This window comes from Allochromatium vinosum DSM 180, assembly GCF_000025485.1.
Classification (GTDB): Bacteria; Pseudomonadota; Gammaproteobacteria; order Chromatiales; family Chromatiaceae; genus Thermochromatium; species Thermochromatium vinosum.
The window spans coordinates 2,460,777-2,475,523 of record NC_013851.1; the positions used below are offsets into that span (position 1 = coordinate 2,460,777).

Annotated in this window: 14 protein-coding genes and 1 tRNA gene; 6 read left to right on the forward strand and 9 right to left on the reverse strand. The window is 63.7% G+C overall.

Annotated features, from left to right (window positions below; all coding sequences use genetic code 11):
• Positions 1-77: 77 nt before the first annotated feature.
• Positions 78-248, forward strand: coding sequence for a hypothetical protein (locus ALVIN_RS17825; protein WP_012971345.1), 171 nt, complete (start codon positions 78-80; stop codon positions 246-248).
• 64 nt (positions 249-312) lie between these two features.
• Positions 313-1,275, forward strand: a complete 963-nt coding sequence (locus tag ALVIN_RS10720; RefSeq protein ID WP_012971346.1) for a Gfo/Idh/MocA family protein — start codon at positions 313-315, stop codon at positions 1,273-1,275.
• 89 nt (positions 1,276-1,364) lie between these two features.
• Here the strand turns inward: ALVIN_RS10720 and ALVIN_RS10725 are convergent, their stop codons facing one another.
• The 5 genes from ALVIN_RS10725 to rplU form a co-directional block, all read right to left on the reverse strand.
• Positions 1,365-2,339, reverse strand: coding sequence for a hydrolase (locus tag ALVIN_RS10725; RefSeq protein ID WP_012971347.1), 975 nt, complete (start codon positions 2,337-2,339; stop codon positions 1,365-1,367).
• Positions 2,340-2,471: 132 nt separating this feature from the next.
• Positions 2,472-3,596, reverse strand: coding sequence for a glutamate 5-kinase (gene proB, locus ALVIN_RS10730; protein WP_012971348.1), 1,125 nt, complete (start codon positions 3,594-3,596; stop codon positions 2,472-2,474).
• 41 nt (positions 3,597-3,637) lie between these two features.
• Positions 3,638-4,750: an Obg family GTPase CgtA gene (gene cgtA / locus ALVIN_RS10735; RefSeq protein ID WP_012971349.1), complete on the reverse strand. Its 1,113-nt coding sequence runs from the start codon at positions 4,748-4,750 to the stop codon at positions 3,638-3,640.
• A gap of 136 nt (positions 4,751-4,886) precedes the next feature.
• Entirely contained in the window at positions 4,887-5,144 is a 258-nt protein-coding gene (gene rpmA, locus ALVIN_RS10740; RefSeq protein WP_012971350.1) for a 50S ribosomal protein L27, read from the reverse strand.
• A gap of 13 nt (positions 5,145-5,157) precedes the next feature.
• The gene (gene rplU / locus ALVIN_RS10745; RefSeq protein ID WP_012971351.1) at positions 5,158-5,472 is read right to left on the reverse strand and encodes a 50S ribosomal protein L21; all 315 of its coding nucleotides are present in this window, start codon (positions 5,470-5,472) and stop codon (positions 5,158-5,160) included.
• A 262-nt stretch (positions 5,473-5,734) separates the two neighbouring features.
• Here rplU and ALVIN_RS10750 point away from each other — a divergent pair, with 262 nt between their 5' ends.
• Entirely contained in the window at positions 5,735-6,703 is a 969-nt protein-coding gene (locus ALVIN_RS10750; RefSeq protein ID WP_012971352.1) for a polyprenyl synthetase family protein, read from the forward strand.
• A gap of 15 nt (positions 6,704-6,718) precedes the next feature.
• Positions 6,719-6,795, forward strand: a tRNA-Pro gene (locus ALVIN_RS10755).
• 87 nt (positions 6,796-6,882) lie between these two features.
• Here the strand turns inward: ALVIN_RS10755 and ALVIN_RS10760 are convergent.
• The 3 genes from ALVIN_RS10760 to ALVIN_RS10770 form a co-directional block, all read right to left on the reverse strand.
• On the reverse strand, positions 6,883-8,934 hold the full coding sequence (locus ALVIN_RS10760; RefSeq protein ID WP_012971353.1) for an HD domain-containing phosphohydrolase: 2,052 nt from the start codon (positions 8,932-8,934) through the stop codon (positions 6,883-6,885).
• Between the two features lie 134 nt (positions 8,935-9,068).
• Positions 9,069-10,358 (reverse strand): citrate synthase, encoded by a 1,290-nt coding sequence (locus ALVIN_RS10765; protein ID WP_012971354.1) that lies wholly within the window; start codon positions 10,356-10,358, stop codon positions 9,069-9,071.
• A 3-nt stretch (positions 10,359-10,361) separates the two neighbouring features.
• Positions 10,362-11,345: an aldolase catalytic domain-containing protein gene (locus tag ALVIN_RS10770; protein ID WP_012971355.1), complete on the reverse strand. Its 984-nt coding sequence runs from the start codon at positions 11,343-11,345 to the stop codon at positions 10,362-10,364.
• 366 nt (positions 11,346-11,711) lie between these two features.
• Between ALVIN_RS10770 and ALVIN_RS10775 the strand changes: the two genes are divergently transcribed.
• Together ALVIN_RS10775 and ALVIN_RS10780 are read left to right on the forward strand one after the other, a co-directional pair.
• Positions 11,712-12,020, forward strand: coding sequence for a DUF485 domain-containing protein (locus tag ALVIN_RS10775; RefSeq protein WP_012971356.1), 309 nt, complete (start codon positions 11,712-11,714; stop codon positions 12,018-12,020).
• Positions 12,017-13,738 (forward strand): cation acetate symporter, encoded by a 1,722-nt coding sequence (locus ALVIN_RS10780; RefSeq protein WP_012971357.1) that lies wholly within the window; start codon positions 12,017-12,019, stop codon positions 13,736-13,738. The genes ALVIN_RS10775 and ALVIN_RS10780 overlap by 4 nt, the downstream gene beginning before the upstream one ends.
• Positions 13,739-13,829: 91 nt before the next feature.
• Here the strand turns inward: ALVIN_RS10780 and ALVIN_RS10785 are convergent, their stop codons facing one another.
• Positions 13,830-14,741 (reverse strand): diguanylate cyclase domain-containing protein, encoded by a 912-nt coding sequence (locus tag ALVIN_RS10785; RefSeq protein WP_012971358.1) that lies wholly within the window; start codon positions 14,739-14,741, stop codon positions 13,830-13,832.
• Positions 14,742-14,747 lie beyond the last annotated feature (6 nt).

Consider the following 14,747-nt stretch of genomic DNA (forward strand, 5'->3'; position numbering starts at 1 on the left):
CAGACGGCTATCTTGTCGCATTTTGAGATAGTTGTAGAATATTGTTGAAAATTTACTTGAATCCAGGGGTAGTTTGGATGATCTACAGGAAGCGGCTTCATCGAAGGCCGGACCCGCTCATTGTGCTGATGTTTTTCGTCGTTGTGGGCCTGTGCGCCACCATCAGCTATCAGTTGATCGCCTGTGTACCAGTCGATCCCGGTGAGGTCGCGGCGCAGTCACCCGAAGCCGGTTCCATCGGCGGTTGACCCACAACAGGGAGCGCCTTCCTTCGGTCTTGCGGACGCTCCCTCTGTACTCAGGATGGGTTCTATGTCACTCGATACCCTCGACCATCGGCTGAGAGTCGCCGTGATCGGCGTTGGCTATCTGGGCCGGTTCCACGCCCTCATCTACTCGCGCCTGCCCGAGGTCGAACTCGTCGGTGTCGTCGACACCGATGCCGAACGCGCCGCTTCGGTCGCCGCCGAAGCCGGCTGTGCCGCTCATACGGATCCCCGTGCATTGCTCGATCAGGTCGATGCCGTCAGTGTCGTGGTGCCCACGACAGCGCATCTGGCCGCCGCGGCGCCCTTCCTGGAGCGCGGTATCCATGTGCTGCTCGAAAAACCGATCGCCGCCACACGCGAGGAAGGCGCCGAGATCGTGCGTCTGGCCCGGCGCCATGGCGCCATCCTCCAGATCGGCCATGTCGAGCGCTTCAATGCCGGCGTCATGGCGCTCGCTCATCGCATCCGCGCGCCACGCTACATCGAGGCCCAGCGCATGGGCGGCTTCGTCGAGCGTGCAACCGATGTCGATGTGGTCTCGGACCTCATGATCCACGACCTCGACATCATCCTGTCCCTGGTCGACGCCGAGATCCGGCACATCTCGGCCATCGGCGCCTCGATCCTCACCGAGCACGTCGACATTGCCAACGCCCGCTTGGAGTTCGACAACGGCACGGTCGCCAACGTAGTCGCCAGCCGGGTCTCGGATCAGACGACACGGCGGATCCGCGTCTTTCAGTCCGGGCGCTATCTGTCGCTCGATTTCGTCAAGCAGACCATCGATCTGGCCGAGCCGCGCGCAATCGAGGACGGTGCACGCCCGGAGATCGCACGCGAACGTCTCCAGATCGATCCCATCAAGCCGCTGGATCTGGAGCTGGCCGAATTCGTGCGCGTGGTTTGTCAGGGCGGGCGACCGCTCGTCGACGGCCAGACAGGACTCAGAGCGCTCGAAGTGGCTCTGGAGGTGTGCGACCGGATCGCGGCTTCGGGATCGTATTAGTGGACGTCGCGCACGGGCGATAGGAATGACAAAGAGGGGGTGGCCACAATAGCCGCTCCATCTGTCAGGCGCTCGACACTCCGGCCCCGTCAAACACCCGTACTCAGGTACTCCAGGACACGGGTTTCGAGCCAGTAATGTGGCCTCCAGGGCCAGACGCCGGCGACGAACCCAACATGCCCGCCGTGCGCGGCCAGTTCGAGCGTCACGCCGGGACCGAGTTCATGCGCCCAAGGGACTGTGGTCGGGAACATGAAGGGATCATCCGCCGCCTGGAGGATGAGCGTGGGCGTGTGGATGCCGGCCAGAAAGGGTCGACAACTGGCCCGCGTGTAATAGTCGAAGACGCCGGCGAAGCCGTTGAGCGGCGCGGTGATTTGGTCGTCGAACTGGTTGAAGTCGCGGATGGCGTCCAGGTCGACATCCAACGGGAAGAGGCGCTCGGCGAACTTGCGCCGCAGACTGGCCTTGAGCCTGCCCAGCAGATAGCGCCGGTAGAGGCGCGAGCCACCCAGATCCAGCCGCAGCATGGCATCGCGCAGCACGAAGGGCACGGACACGGCTACCGCCCGTTGCAGCCGTGGCGCGGGCGTCTCGCCCAGATACTTGAGCAGCAGATTGGCTCCGAGTGAGAAGCCGATCGCCGCCAGCGGCGCGCCCTCGGGATCGCGGCTCAAGACCTCCAGCACCTCGGCCAGATCGGCGCTTGCGCCCGAGTGGTAGGCGCGATCGAGCCGGTTCGGTTCCTCCGAGCATCCGCGCAGAAACAGGAAGATCGGCTGGAAGCCGCCGTGCGCGAGCGTCTGCATCAGGCTGCCCGCATAGTGCGACTCCAGGTTGCCTTCGAGCCCATGGATCACCAGCACCCGTGGACCGGATGACGCACCCAGAGCCAGATCGATGAAATCACCATCGGCCAGCTCGATCCGGCGCCGTGTCAGCGCCAGGCGTGGACGCCGACGCATCAGGCTGGGCCAGAGGGTCTGAAGATGAGGACCGGGCAGCCACCAGGCCGGACGGAAATGGCTTGTCGTGAGGCGGCCCGTGGTGCGCGGCGTGATCATGCAAGGGCCTCGATGGTCATGGAGATCCCGGCTCGGCTGTGGGTTTGGAGCTCGATTATAAAGGGCTGGAGCCGGCGGATGACGATGCCCGAAGACCGCCCCTGGATCCATGACACCTGCAATGATTGCAGATCAGATCAGAACCAGATTGTCGCGATGGATCAACTCCTCGTCGTCGAGATAGCCGAGGATGGACTCGAAGCTCGACGACGGACGACCGCGAATCCGCTCAGCCTCATCGGCATCGTAGTTGACTAGACCGCGCGCGATCTCCTGCCCGGCCTCGTCGAGACAGATGACGACCTCACCGCGATTGAAACGCCCCTGCACCGCCTTCACGCCCACGGCCAGCAGACTGGTGCCCTTCTCGCGCAGCGCGCGCACCGCCCCTGCATCCAGCACCAGCCGGCCACGCGCCTGGAGATGGCCCGCCAGCCACTGCTTTCGCGCCGCCTGCGGCCCCTGAAAGGGAATCAGCAAGGTACCGACCGACTCGCCCGCACCGATGCGGCTCAAGACCTGCTCGCCCCGTCCGGGTGCGATGATGGTCGGCGTCCCCGAGCGCGCCGCCAGACGCGCTGCACGCACCTTCGTGACCATGCCGCCGGTACCGAGTCCGGTGACGCTGCCACCGGCAACCTGATCGAGCAGCGGATCACTGACCCAGGTCTCGGGGATCAGCTTGGCGTCCGGATTTTTGCGCGGATCCTGGTCGAAGAGTCCGTCCTGATCGGTGAGCAGGATCAGCAGATCGGCCTCGATCAGATTGGCCACCAGCGCGGCCAGGGTATCGTTGTCGCCGAAGCGCAGTTCGTCGGTCGCGACCGTGTCGTTCTCGTTGATGACCGGGATCACGCCGAGTTTGAGCAGCGTGCGCAGCGTGCTGCGCGCATTGAGATAGCGCGAGCGGTTGGATAGATCATCGCGCGTCAGCAGCACCTGGGCCGTATGCAGCCCGCGCGCCTGGAAGCAATCCTCATAGGCACGCACCAGCCCCATCTGACCGATGGCCGCCGCTGCTTGCAGCTCGTGCAGCGTCTTGGGCCGCCGCCGCCAGCCCATGCGCGCCATGCCCTCGGCCACGGCGCCCGAGGAGACCAGCACGATCTCGTGCCCGGCCTGACGGCGCGCGCTCATCTGCTCGACCCAGGGCGCCAGCATAGCGCGCTCCAGGCCCTGGCCGTCGCGCGTCAGGAGCGCACTACCGATCTTGACCACCCAACGCCGCGTACCTGGAATCCTGTCTCGCGAGATCATGCTGCAACCGCGCTCAGAGTGTGAAGTTATCGTATCCGGTTTCAGTCCAGGGGATGCCAGTCGCCGGTCGCCGAGGCGTCGAACTCGTCCCATTCGGACACGTCCGGCGCTGACTGGACGGCTACGGCACTCTCGGGGTCGGCCTTGAGCGCTTCCAGGCGATGCATCAGATCATTGACCAGCGCCTCGGTCCCGGCGCCGGTGAGCGCCGAGATGGTATGGACCGGCCCGCGCCAGTCGAGCTGTTCGACGATTTGCGCCCGCCGCGCTTCATGGTCTTCCGGTTCGAGCTGATCGATCTTGTTCAAGACCAGCCAGCGCTCCTTGTCCAGCAGCCCGGCACCGAAGGCATCCAGCTCGGCCTCGATCTTGCGCACCTGATCGGCCGGATCCAGGTTCTCGTCGAGCGGCGCGATGTCGACCAGATGCAGCAGCAGGCGCGTGCGCGCCAGATGCTTCAGGAAGTGAATGCCCAACCCCGCGCCCTCAGCCGCGCCCTCGATGACCCCCGGAATATCGGCGATCACGAAACTGCGCCGCTCGCCGACCCGCACCACGCCCAGATTCGGATAGAGCGTGGTGAAGGGATAATCGGCGACCTTGGGCCGCGCGCTGGAGACCTTGCGGATCAGTGACGACTTGCCGGCATTCGGGAAACCGAGCAGCCCGACATCGGCCAGCAGGATCAGCTCGAGAAACAGATCGCGCCGCTCGCCCGGCGTGCCCGGCTTGGACTGACGCGGGGCGCGGTTGGTGCTCGACTTGTAACGCGCGTTGCCGATGCCGTGGAAACCGCCCTGCGCGACCAGTAGCCGCTGTCCGGGTTCGAGCAGCTCGCCGATCAGCTCCTCGGTCTCCTGGTCGAAGACGCGGGTGCCGACCGGAACCGGGACCGTCAGATCCTGCCCGCTGCGCCCGGTCATGTGCTTGCCCTTGCCGTTCTCACCGCGCTCGGCGCGATGCTTGCGCAGATAGCGGAAATCGACCAGAGTGTTGATGTTGTTGTCGGCGATCAGGTAGACACTGCCACCGTCACCGCCATCACCGCCGTCCGGGCCACCCTTGGGGATGTACTTCTCGCGGCGAAAACTCACGCAGCCGTTTCCGCCATCGCCAGCCTCGACCCGAATGACGGCCTCGTCGACGAATTTCATAGTTTTGATCTCGAAAAAGAAAAAGCCTCGCCCGAGGGACGAGGCTTCGCGATCGGCGCGAACAGCGTGATCAACACAGGCCGGCGAGTGGTTCGAAGAGCCGTCGCGGCAGGCCGCGCGCCGATGCGACGCGAACTCAGGCGTTCTCGACCGTGACGAACTTGCGGTTCTTCGGACCTTTGGTGATGAACTTCACCACGCCGTCGGTCAGCGCGAACAGGGTGTGATCCTTGCCGCAGCCGACATTGACGCCGTTGTGGAAGCGGGTGCCGCGCTGACGCACGATGATGCTGCCCGCCCGGATCTGCTGGCCGCCGAAGATCTTGACGCCCAGTCGTTTGGATTCGGAATCGCGGCCGTTGCGTGAACTACCGCCTGCTTTTTTGTGTGCCATGGATGCTGACTCCTCAGCCGGCGCTGATGCCGGTGATCTTGACCGCCGTGAACCACTGACGGTGGCCCTGGCGCTTCATGTGATGCTTGCGACGACGGAACTTGATGATCTTGACTTTTTTGGCGCGACCGTGCGACTCGACCGTCGCGGTCACCTTGCCACCAGCCAGATAAGGCTTGCCGACCTTGACATCATCGCCATCGGCCACCATCAAGACCTGCTCGAAATCGACACTGTCGCCGGCCTCGGCGGTCAGCTTCTCGATCTTGACCGTGTCACCTTCGGAAACCCGGTATTGCTTGCCACCGGTTTGAATGACCGCGTACATGTTCTGAAGATCCCCAGGAGTGTTCGGATAGGGCCGACGCTCCGCGCCGGAACAAAGAAGCGGAATTCAATCAGAAAATCCTTGTTGGGTCAACGCCCGAAACCGGATTCAGGTGCGAAGGTGGCCAAACGTCAGCAAGCTGTCGACCGGAAGCGCCAAATTGCGTACCCTTGTCGAATCGACAGCCGGGGCGCTCGGCTTGACAGCCTTTCGTCCCCGCCCCTAGCATCCGCCGCCATTCTACGGTAGACACCAGACACGCATGGACCTTTCCAGGATTCGACAACCCGTCGCCGAGGACACCAAGGCCGTCGACGCCTTGATCCTGCGCCGACTCCAATCCGACGTGGTGCTGATCAACCAGATCGGGCACTACATCGTCAACAGCGGCGGCAAGCGGTTGCGTCCGCTCTCGGTATTGCTGGCCGCGCGCGCCTGCGGCTATACCGGCGAGCGCCACATCGATCTCGCCGCCATCGTGGAGTTCATCCACACCTCGACCCTGCTGCACGATGACGTGGTCGACGGCTCGGAACTGCGGCGCAATCGCGAGACCGCCAACGTGGTCTGGGGCAATGACGCCAGCGTGCTGGTCGGCGACTTCCTCTACTCGCGCTCGTTCGAGATGATGGTCGATGTCGGCAACATGCGGGTGATGGAAGTGCTGGCGCACGCCACCAACCGCATCGCCGAGGGCGAGGTGCTGCAGTTGCTCAACGAGCGCGATCCCGACACGGACGAGGCGCGCTATATGGAAGTCATCAGCCGCAAGACCGCGACCCTGTTCGAGGCCGGCACCCGACTCGGCGCCGTGATCGCCGAGTCGCCGCCCGAGATCGAGGAAGCCATCCGCGAATACGGCCTCCGTCTCGGCATTGCCTTCCAGCTCGTCGACGATGCGCTCGACTACAGCGTCGACAATGCCGAGCTGGGCAAGAACGTCGGCGACGACCTCGACGAGGGCAAGCCGACCCTGCCGATCATCCGCGCCATGCAGGTCGGTACGCCTGAGCAACGCGCCCTGCTGCGCGATGCCATCGAGCATGGCGGACGCGATCGCATCGAATCCGTCACAGCGGCTATTGCGTCCACCGACGCGATCGACTACACTACGCAGCTCGCACAGTCCTACGCGGCACAGGCCAAAAAAGCGCTAGAACGCCTACCCGCCTCGCCCGCGAACGACGCACTCGCCCTGCTGGCGGATTTCGCGGTCGCTCGCACGTATTGACGGTGTATCGATTTACGGGGTGTAGCTCAGCTTGGTAGAGCGCTGTCTTCGGGAGGCAGAAGTCGCAGGTTCGAATCCTGTCACCCCGACCAAATTCCCGAAATAGAAAAAACCGGCTCAGGCCGGTTTTTTCTTGTGCGCGATAACGGCACGCGTCGTCCATGACGCCTGCACGAGCCTCAACTCCGCCGGTTCATGTCCGCCCATTCCTCGCGCCCGCCCCAGTTGTCGAGATGATTGAGCAGGCTCAGCACGAAGCGCTTGTCGAAACGACGGCCGATCTCGCGCATCAGAATCGCCTCGGCCTCATCGAAACTCCGGGCGTCGCGGAAGGACCGCGGGCTGATCAGGGCCACGAAGGCATTGGCGAGCGCGACCACCTGGGCGGCGGGCAGGATCTCGTCACCCTTCAGACCGCGCGGCCGACCGCTGCCGTCGACCCATTCGTTGATCTGCGCCAGGGTTTCGAGCACAGGTCCATCGAACTCGATGTCGCGCAGCAGCTCCGGCCCGGCATCGAGCGCCTCACGCACCCGCTTTAGCTCCTGATCGGTCAGGCTGCCGCCCTTGACCAGCAGTGAACGCGGGATGCGGATCTTGCCGATGTTGACCAAACGCGCGGCCTGTTCGGTCGTCTCGACCTGCGGCGGGTCGAACCCGAGATCCTCGGCCATGGCGCGCGCGACCTGGACGACGTATCTGGACTGATGCGCCGAATCGGGATCGCGCTCGTCGACCAGGCCGACGAGGGTGTCGATCAGTTGCTGGGTGTTGCGTTCGCGCCGGGCGCGCTCACGCATCAGATCGGTCAGATCCTCGATGGTGACGAGCACGGCCGGTTCCTGGGCATCGGTCGCGGCCGTAAAGGGGCAGTGATGCGAGCGCCACACCCGCTCCCCGCCCGGCTCGTCGCTCAGGTGCCTGATCTCGACCTGCGGCGCTCCATTCTCCAGAACGCGCTGATTGATCGCGCCATAGAACCCGCCTGCGTCCTGCCCGAGCACGCCGGTCAGCGAGCGTCCGATCAGTTCGTCGCGCGCGATGCCGCTGAGTTCGGCCAGACGCCGGTTGGCATAGGTGATGTGGTTGCTTGCATCGACGACCAGGATGGGATTGGGCTGGCTGTCGGTCAGGATGTCGAGGAAACCCGACAGACGCTCGAAGCGCTCCGAGGACAGCCGATAACACTCCGCGACCTCCTCGACCCGACGCGAGGTGGCATAGAACCACACCAGCACCAGGGCCGCGCCGATCAGCACCACCAGCAGAGCCAGACCGCTGATGAGCGTCATGCGCCGCGCATCGCTTGCCGCCAGGGCTTCAGCGGCACCGATCCGATGCACCAGCACCCAGTCGGTTCCGGGGATGCGCCGACTGACGGCAAAGGATTCGGTGAAGGCGTAATGACGGCCCTGATGGAACAGCCCCGGCTGCTCCAGCGCCTCGACGTCGATGAGATCCCTGGTGTTGATCGCGAGTCGCTTCGTCAGCGGTTCACTGCCGTCGAGCAGCGGCGAGAGATATTCGATCAGATTGCCGGATCGACGGATCACATAGGTCTCGGACGTGCGCGCGGCGAGTCCCGGCTGCTTGAGTATCGCAAAGACTCCGGCATCGATCGGACGCAGCGCCAGCAGACGCGCAATCACGCCCCCCGACCCTTCCTGCCCGGACGTGTCCGCCACCACCGGCACCAGAAAACCGAGTGTCAGCCGCTCATGCGCGCCGCGATGCAGATCGAGCAGCCCGCGCTCGGTCAGCGGCGTTCGTTGCAGAAAATCGGCCAGCGCACCCTCGATCGGCGGCATGCCGCTCGTTGCGGCCAAGAGGCGGCCTTGCGGATCGAGCGCCGCCAGACTGCCTTCGAGTCCCACTTCAAAGCGGCTGGGCTGATAGCCGGTACTCTGGCGCGACAGAAACCCCATGCGTTCGGCCGTCACGGCCAGCAGGTCGCGCAGCGTCTCGCGGGCCGTCTCGTCCGGCGACTCACTCGTCTGCGCCAGCGCTCGGTGCAAGGGAGGATACTGCGCCGACCGCTCCAGCACGGCATACTGACCCTGCAACCAATGCTCGATCGCCTCGGCACGACTGTCGGCCACGAGGCTCATCTGGGTCTGCAAGGACTGGAGATCGCGCCCCTTCTCCGCGTTGGCGAAGACGATGATGCCGTAGATCGCCAACCCCAGACTGAGCACGAGCGCGGCGATGGCGAACTGGATCTGTTTGTTCAAACCTGTGTCCTCTCTACGAAGACAGGATCGAACTCACCCATCAGGCGACATGCGCGATCCCGATGGACTCCGGTCGAGCCTGTCTGTTGTCAGGAGCCTGTCGTGACCGCCGTCTCGACGCCCACCACCTGGACTCACATCCGCGCCTCTCGGGGCACGTGATCGGTCACGCCCGGACCGACATAGATCTGGCGCGGACGGGCGATTTTGTTGCCCTGGGTCTGGGCCTGCTCCCACCAGTGCGCGATCCAGCCGGGCAACCGGCCGATGGCGAACATGACGGTGAACATATTGGTCGGGATGCCGATGGCGCGCAGGATGATGCCGCTGTAGAAGTCGACATTGGGATAGAGCTGGCGGTCGACGAAATAGGGATCTTCGAGCGCGATCTCTTCGAGCCGGCGGGCGATGTCGAGCAGCGGATCCTGGACGCCGAGCGTTGGCAGCAGCTTCTCGGCTACGTTGGCGAGCATTTTGGCGCGCGGGTCGAAGTTCTTGTAGACCCGATGCCCGAAGCCCATGAGCCGGACCTTGCTGTCCTTGTCCTTGGCCAGTTGCACATAGTCCTCGGGGCTGATGTGGCCGCGATGGATCTGTTCGAGCATCTCCAGCACCGCGACATTGGCCCCGCCGTGCAGCGGTCCCCAGAGCGCACAGACACCGGCCGCGCAGGAGGCGAACAGATTGGCCTGACTGGAGCCGACCATGCGCACCGTCGAGGTCGAGCAGTTCTGCTCGTGATCGGCGTGCAGGATCAGGATCAGGTTGAGCGCATCCTTGACGATCGGATCGCAGACATACTCGGCATAGGGCTGCGAGAACATCATGTGCAGGAAGTTCGGCACATAGCGCTGCCCCGGATGGGGATAGATGTAGGGCTGCCCGATCGAATGCCGGTAGGCATAGGCGGCGATGGTGCGGATCTTACTGATGAGTCCGGCGGCGGCGGCCTGGAAGTGATCGCCCTCTTCCAGCTCGAAATAGTCGGGATGGAAACAGGAGAGCGCGTTGATCATGGCCGAGAGAATGGCCATGGGCGGCGCCGAGCGCGGGAAGCCCTCGAAGTGGTGCTTCATGCTCTCGTCGAGGTTGGCGCAGGCGGTGAGCCGCTCGGAGAAGATCCGATACTCCTCGGCGCTCGGCAGATGCCCGAAGATCAACAGCCAGGCAACCTCGACGAAGTTCGGCGCCTGCTCGAACTGCTCGATGGGAATCCCACGATAACGCAGGATGCCCTGCTCGCCGTCGATGAAGGTGATGGCGCTCTGACAGCTGCCGGTGTTGCCGTAGCCCGGATCGAGCGTGATGTGGCCAGTGCGCGCGCGCAGATCCTGGATGTCGATCGCACGTTCGCCCTCGGTGCCCTCACGGATGGGGAAGCGGTACTCCTGGCCATCCAGGATCAGGATCGCGTCACTGGCCATGGCTCAGATCTCCGCCACCAGTTTGTCGTAGAAGCCCAGGAAGTCGTCCGGGGTCGGCCCCTCACGCCACTCGATGGCGCTGCGCGGGTGCTGGTTGAGCTGGCCGGTGAGGTTGTAGGGGATCGACGGCCCCCAGTCGAGCTCCCGGCGCAGGGGGAAGAGATATTTCTGGATCACCTCGATGACCGGACGCACCTCGAACTTGGGATTGCGCAGGAAGCCGAGCAGCAGTTCGGTGTGACAGTTGCCCGCGCCGCGCCCGAAGCCGTACATGGTGGCGTCGACCCGGTTGCAGCCGAGGATGATGGCCTCGATGGTGTTGGCGAAGGCCAGCTGCAGATTGTTGTGGGCGTGGATGCCGATCTCCTTGCCGGTACCTTCCAGGGCCGAGGTGTACTTCCTGTAGAGCCGGTCGATCTGCTCGCGGTAGAGGTAGCCGAAGCTGTCGACGATGACCATGGTGGTCGCCGGGGTCGGCGCGATCGACTCCAGCACCGTATCGATCTCGGCCTCGGTGATGTTGGAGACGGCCATCAGGTTGGCCGTGGTCTCGTAGCCCAGATCATGGGCGTAGCGGATCATGTCGACCGCCTCCGAGACCTGATGGGCGTAGAAGGCCACGCGGATCATCGACAGCGGACTCTCGGCGGCCGGGACGATCTGGGTCTCCCAGTCGCTCTTGCCGGCGTCGGCCATGGCGGCGAGCTTCAGACCCGTCTTCTCGGGGTCGTGGTCGCCGACGACACGTTTGAGATCGGCCTCGTCGCAGTGGCGCCAGGGGCCGAACTTCTCCTTGGGGAAGACCTTGGGCGAGTTCTTGTAGCCGATCTCCATATAGTCGATGCCCGCCTCGACACAGGCCCGGTAGACAGCCCGCACGAAGTCGTCGCTGAATTGATGGGCATTCACCAGCCCCCCGTCCCGCACGGTGCAGTCGAGCACCTTGAGTTCGGGCCGGAAGGTGATCCAGGGGGCTTTGTCGGACATGGGGCGGTCTCCGCAAGGACGTGGGTATTGATCGATTCTTCATTGTCAACCCAAAGGCATTGTTCGGGCAAATAGCCGTGCGAGGCGATCAGCGACTTGCGCGATCATATAGACGAGATTGATAGATTAAATCTTATTCTGATTGACTCTTGGCGTCGGTCAACACCAGAATCCCGCCGCTCTACACCGCGCGCATCGCCCAAATCCTTAAGACATCCACGAGAGACACTCGCATCGCCATGATGCGGGGTCATATAGCAGCGCGCGCCCATACAGCTCGACGGTTTCCTCGTTCTTCAGCGCAGTTCATGAAGTGCATCACCGTCGTTTGTCTCTCGACCTCAGACAACACTCAAAGGAAGACCCATGCAACAAGACTCGGTCGACGCCATCAAGGCGCATCCGCGTTATCAGGAGCTCGTGTGCTCCCGTAAATGCTTCGCCTGGAACCTGACGGTCATCATGCTGGTGATCTACTACGGCTTCATCCTGATCATCGCCTTCGCGCCCTCGCTGCTCGGCACACCGATCGCCGAAGGGGCCGTGACCACCATCGGCATGCCGGTCGGTGTGGCTATCATCGTCAGCGCTTTCGTCCTGACCGGGATCTATGTCGCCAAGGCCAACAGCCACTTCGACGCCCTGACCAAGGCCATCCGGGAGGATCTGCAATGAAGCGGTTCTATCTCTGGGGCGTGCTGCTGGCCCTGCTCGCGCCCTTCGCGCTCCTGGCCGGCCCGGCCGTGACCGGCGAGGTCGAGCGTCAGGCGACCAACTACACCGCCATCATCATGTTCCTGGTGTTCGTGGCCGGAACGCTCGGTATCACCTACTGGGCCGCCAAGCGCACCCGTTCGGCCAAGGATTTCTATACCGCCGGCGGCGGCATCACCGGTTTTCAGAACGGTCTGGCGATCGCCGGCGACTATATGTCGGCGGCCTCCTTCCTGGGTATCTCGGGTCTGGTGTTCGCCTCGGGCTATGATGGTCTGATCTACTCCATCGGCTTCCTGGTCGGCTGGCCGGTGATCATGTTCCTGATCGCCGAGCAGATCCGTAACCTCGGCAAGTTCACCTTCGCCGACGTCAGCTCGTACCGCTTCGGTCAGACCCAGATCCGCACCATGGCGGCCATCTCCTCGCTGGTGGTGGTCGCGTTCTACCTGATCGCGCAGATGGTCGGCGCCGGCAAGCTCATCCAGCTCCTGTTCGGTCTGGACTACTGGATGGCGGTGGTCGCCGTCGGCGCGCTGATGATGGTCTATGTCATCTTCGGCGGCATGACCGCCACCACCTGGGTACAGATCATCAAGGCGGTGCTGCTGCTCTCGGGCGCGACCTTCATGGCTGTGGTGGCGCTGTCGACCTTCGGCTTCTCGCCCGAGGAGATGTTCCGTCAGGCCGTCGAGACCCATCCCAAGGCGCTCGACATCATGTCGCCCGGTTCGCTGGTCACGGATCCGGTCAACGCCATCTCGCTGGGTCTGGCGCTCATGTTCGGTACCGCTGGGCTTCCGCACATCCTGATGCGCTTCTTCACCGTGCCGGATGCCAAGGAAGCGCGCAAATCGGTGTTCTACGCCACCGGCTTCATCGGCTACTTCTACATCCTGACCTTCATCATCGGTTTTGCGGCCATCGTGCTGCTGTCGCAGCATCCGGAGTTCTTCAAGCCCGAGGCGCTTGCGGCCGACGGTTCGGTGATCAAGGATCAGCTCGTCAAGGGCATCGACGGCGGTACCAACATGGTCGCCATCCGTCTGGCCGAAGCCGTCGGCGGCAATCTGTTCCTGGGCTTCATCTCGGCGGTGGCCTTCGCCACCATCCTGGCGGTGGTCGCGGGTCTGACCCTGGCCGGCGCCTCGGCGATCTCGCACGACCTCTATGCCAGCGTCATCGCGCGCGGTCGCAGTAACGAGACCACCGAGATCCGCATCTCCAAGATCGCGACCTTCAGCCTGGGCCTGCTGGCCATCGTGCTCGGCATCGTCTTCGAGAGCCAGAACGTGGCCTTCATGGTCGGTCTGGCCTTCGCCATTGCGGCAAGCGCCAACTTCCCGGTGCTGATCACCTCGATCTTCTGGGGCAAGATGACCACCAATGGCGCCCTGGTCGGCGGCGTGGTCGGTCTGATCAGCGCCGTGGTGCTCACCATCCTGTCGAAGGCGGTGTGGGGCGACGTGCTGGGTCATGTCGACGCCGATGGCAAGCCGGTCGGTCTGATCGCGCTCAACAACCCGGCGATCATCTCGATGCCGCTGGCGTTCTTCTTCATCTGGATCGTCTCGCTGCTCGACCACTCCGAGCAGGCCAAGCGTGAGCGTCACGCCTTCGAGGCCCAGCGTATCCGCTGTGAGACCGGCATCGGCGCCGAGGGCGCAGTGGATCACTGAGATCCGGCTTGAAGCGAGTCAGGTCCGATCGATTCGGCTTGGCTCTTGACGGGAAGCGAGCGGGACGCGGCCTCTGGCACGTCCCGCTCGGTCATTCGAAAGAAACGCGATTCCGGCCCTGGGACTTGGCCTGATACAGCGCCCGATCGGCGCTCTGCTTCAAGGCCTCGGCGTCGCTTCGCGGTCGACGCGGCGAATGCGTGGCCACACCAATGCTGACACTGACCTGGGGTGCCACGTCCGAGTAATCATGCTCGATCCCTAGCGCCTGAACAGATTCGAGCAGACGCCGGGCGAGATGCTCGGCCCCCGTTTCGTCGGTCTCGGGCAGCACGACCGCGAACTCCTCTCCCCCATAGCGCGCCACCAGATCTGCGGGGCGTTGCGGCACCTGATACAGGGCTTGCGCAACCTGTCTGAGACACTCGTCCCCGGCTCCGTGACCGTAGTGATCGTTGTAGGGCTTGAACTGATCGATGTCGATCATGAGCAGCGACAATGACTGATCGGGGCGTATCAGACGCGCCCACTCCTCCCTGAGCTTCTGGTCGAAGCGACGACGATTGGGAATCTGGGTCAAACCATCCTGCATGGCCACCTGTTCCAGCCGGTCGGTGCGGAGCTTGAGATGGATCTGATTGCGCACCCGAGCGCGCACGATCGCCGGGCTGAACGGCTTGCTGATGTAGTCGGCCGCGCCGAGATTCAGTCCATGCTCCTCGTCCCGCTCCTCGCCGAGCGCGGTGACGAAGATGATCGGGATCGCCTTGGTCGCCTCGTCATTCTTGAGCCGACAGCAGACTTCATGACCATCCATGTCCGGCATCACGATATCGAGCAGGATCAGATCCGGCGGCGGTGTCCTGGCCGCGAGTTCCAGAGCCTTTTCACCGCGCGTGGCGGTCAGGATGCGGTAGTCTTTCTTGAGCAGCGCCGCCAGGGCGTGGATATTGGCCGGCTGATCGTCGACGATCAGTATCGTGGCTTGCTTGCTGTCCGACACGTCACA

Bases quoted from the DNA above. Each gene is read 5' to 3' on its own strand.
- ALVIN_RS10770 (WP_012971355.1), bottom strand. From the start codon at position 11,345: ATGTCCGACAAAGCCCCCTGGATCACCTTCCGGCCCGAACTCAAGGTG.
- ALVIN_RS10765 (WP_012971354.1), bottom strand. From the start codon at position 10,358: ATGGCCAGTGACGCGATCCTGATCCTGGATGGCCAGGAGTACCGCTTC.
- cgtA (WP_012971349.1), bottom strand. From the start codon at position 4,750: ATGAAATTCGTCGACGAGGCCGTCATTCGGGTCGAGGCTGGCGATGGC.
- ALVIN_RS10775 (WP_012971356.1), top strand. From the start codon at position 11,712: ATGCAACAAGACTCGGTCGACGCCATCAAGGCGCATCCGCGTTATCAG.
- ALVIN_RS10725 (WP_012971347.1), bottom strand. From the start codon at position 2,339: ATGATCACGCCGCGCACCACGGGCCGCCTCACGACAAGCCATTTCCGT.
- rpmA (WP_012971350.1), bottom strand. From the start codon at position 5,144: ATGGCACACAAAAAAGCAGGCGGTAGTTCACGCAACGGCCGCGATTCC.
- proB (WP_012971348.1), bottom strand. From the start codon at position 3,596: ATGATCTCGCGAGACAGGATTCCAGGTACGCGGCGTTGGGTGGTCAAG.
- ALVIN_RS10750 (WP_012971352.1), top strand. From the start codon at position 5,735: ATGGACCTTTCCAGGATTCGACAACCCGTCGCCGAGGACACCAAGGCC.
- ALVIN_RS10780 (WP_012971357.1), top strand. From the start codon at position 12,017: ATGAAGCGGTTCTATCTCTGGGGCGTGCTGCTGGCCCTGCTCGCGCCC.
- ALVIN_RS17825 (WP_012971345.1), top strand. From the start codon at position 78: ATGATCTACAGGAAGCGGCTTCATCGAAGGCCGGACCCGCTCATTGTG.
- rplU (WP_012971351.1), bottom strand. From the start codon at position 5,472: ATGTACGCGGTCATTCAAACCGGTGGCAAGCAATACCGGGTTTCCGAA.
- ALVIN_RS10720 (WP_012971346.1), top strand. From the start codon at position 313: ATGTCACTCGATACCCTCGACCATCGGCTGAGAGTCGCCGTGATCGGC.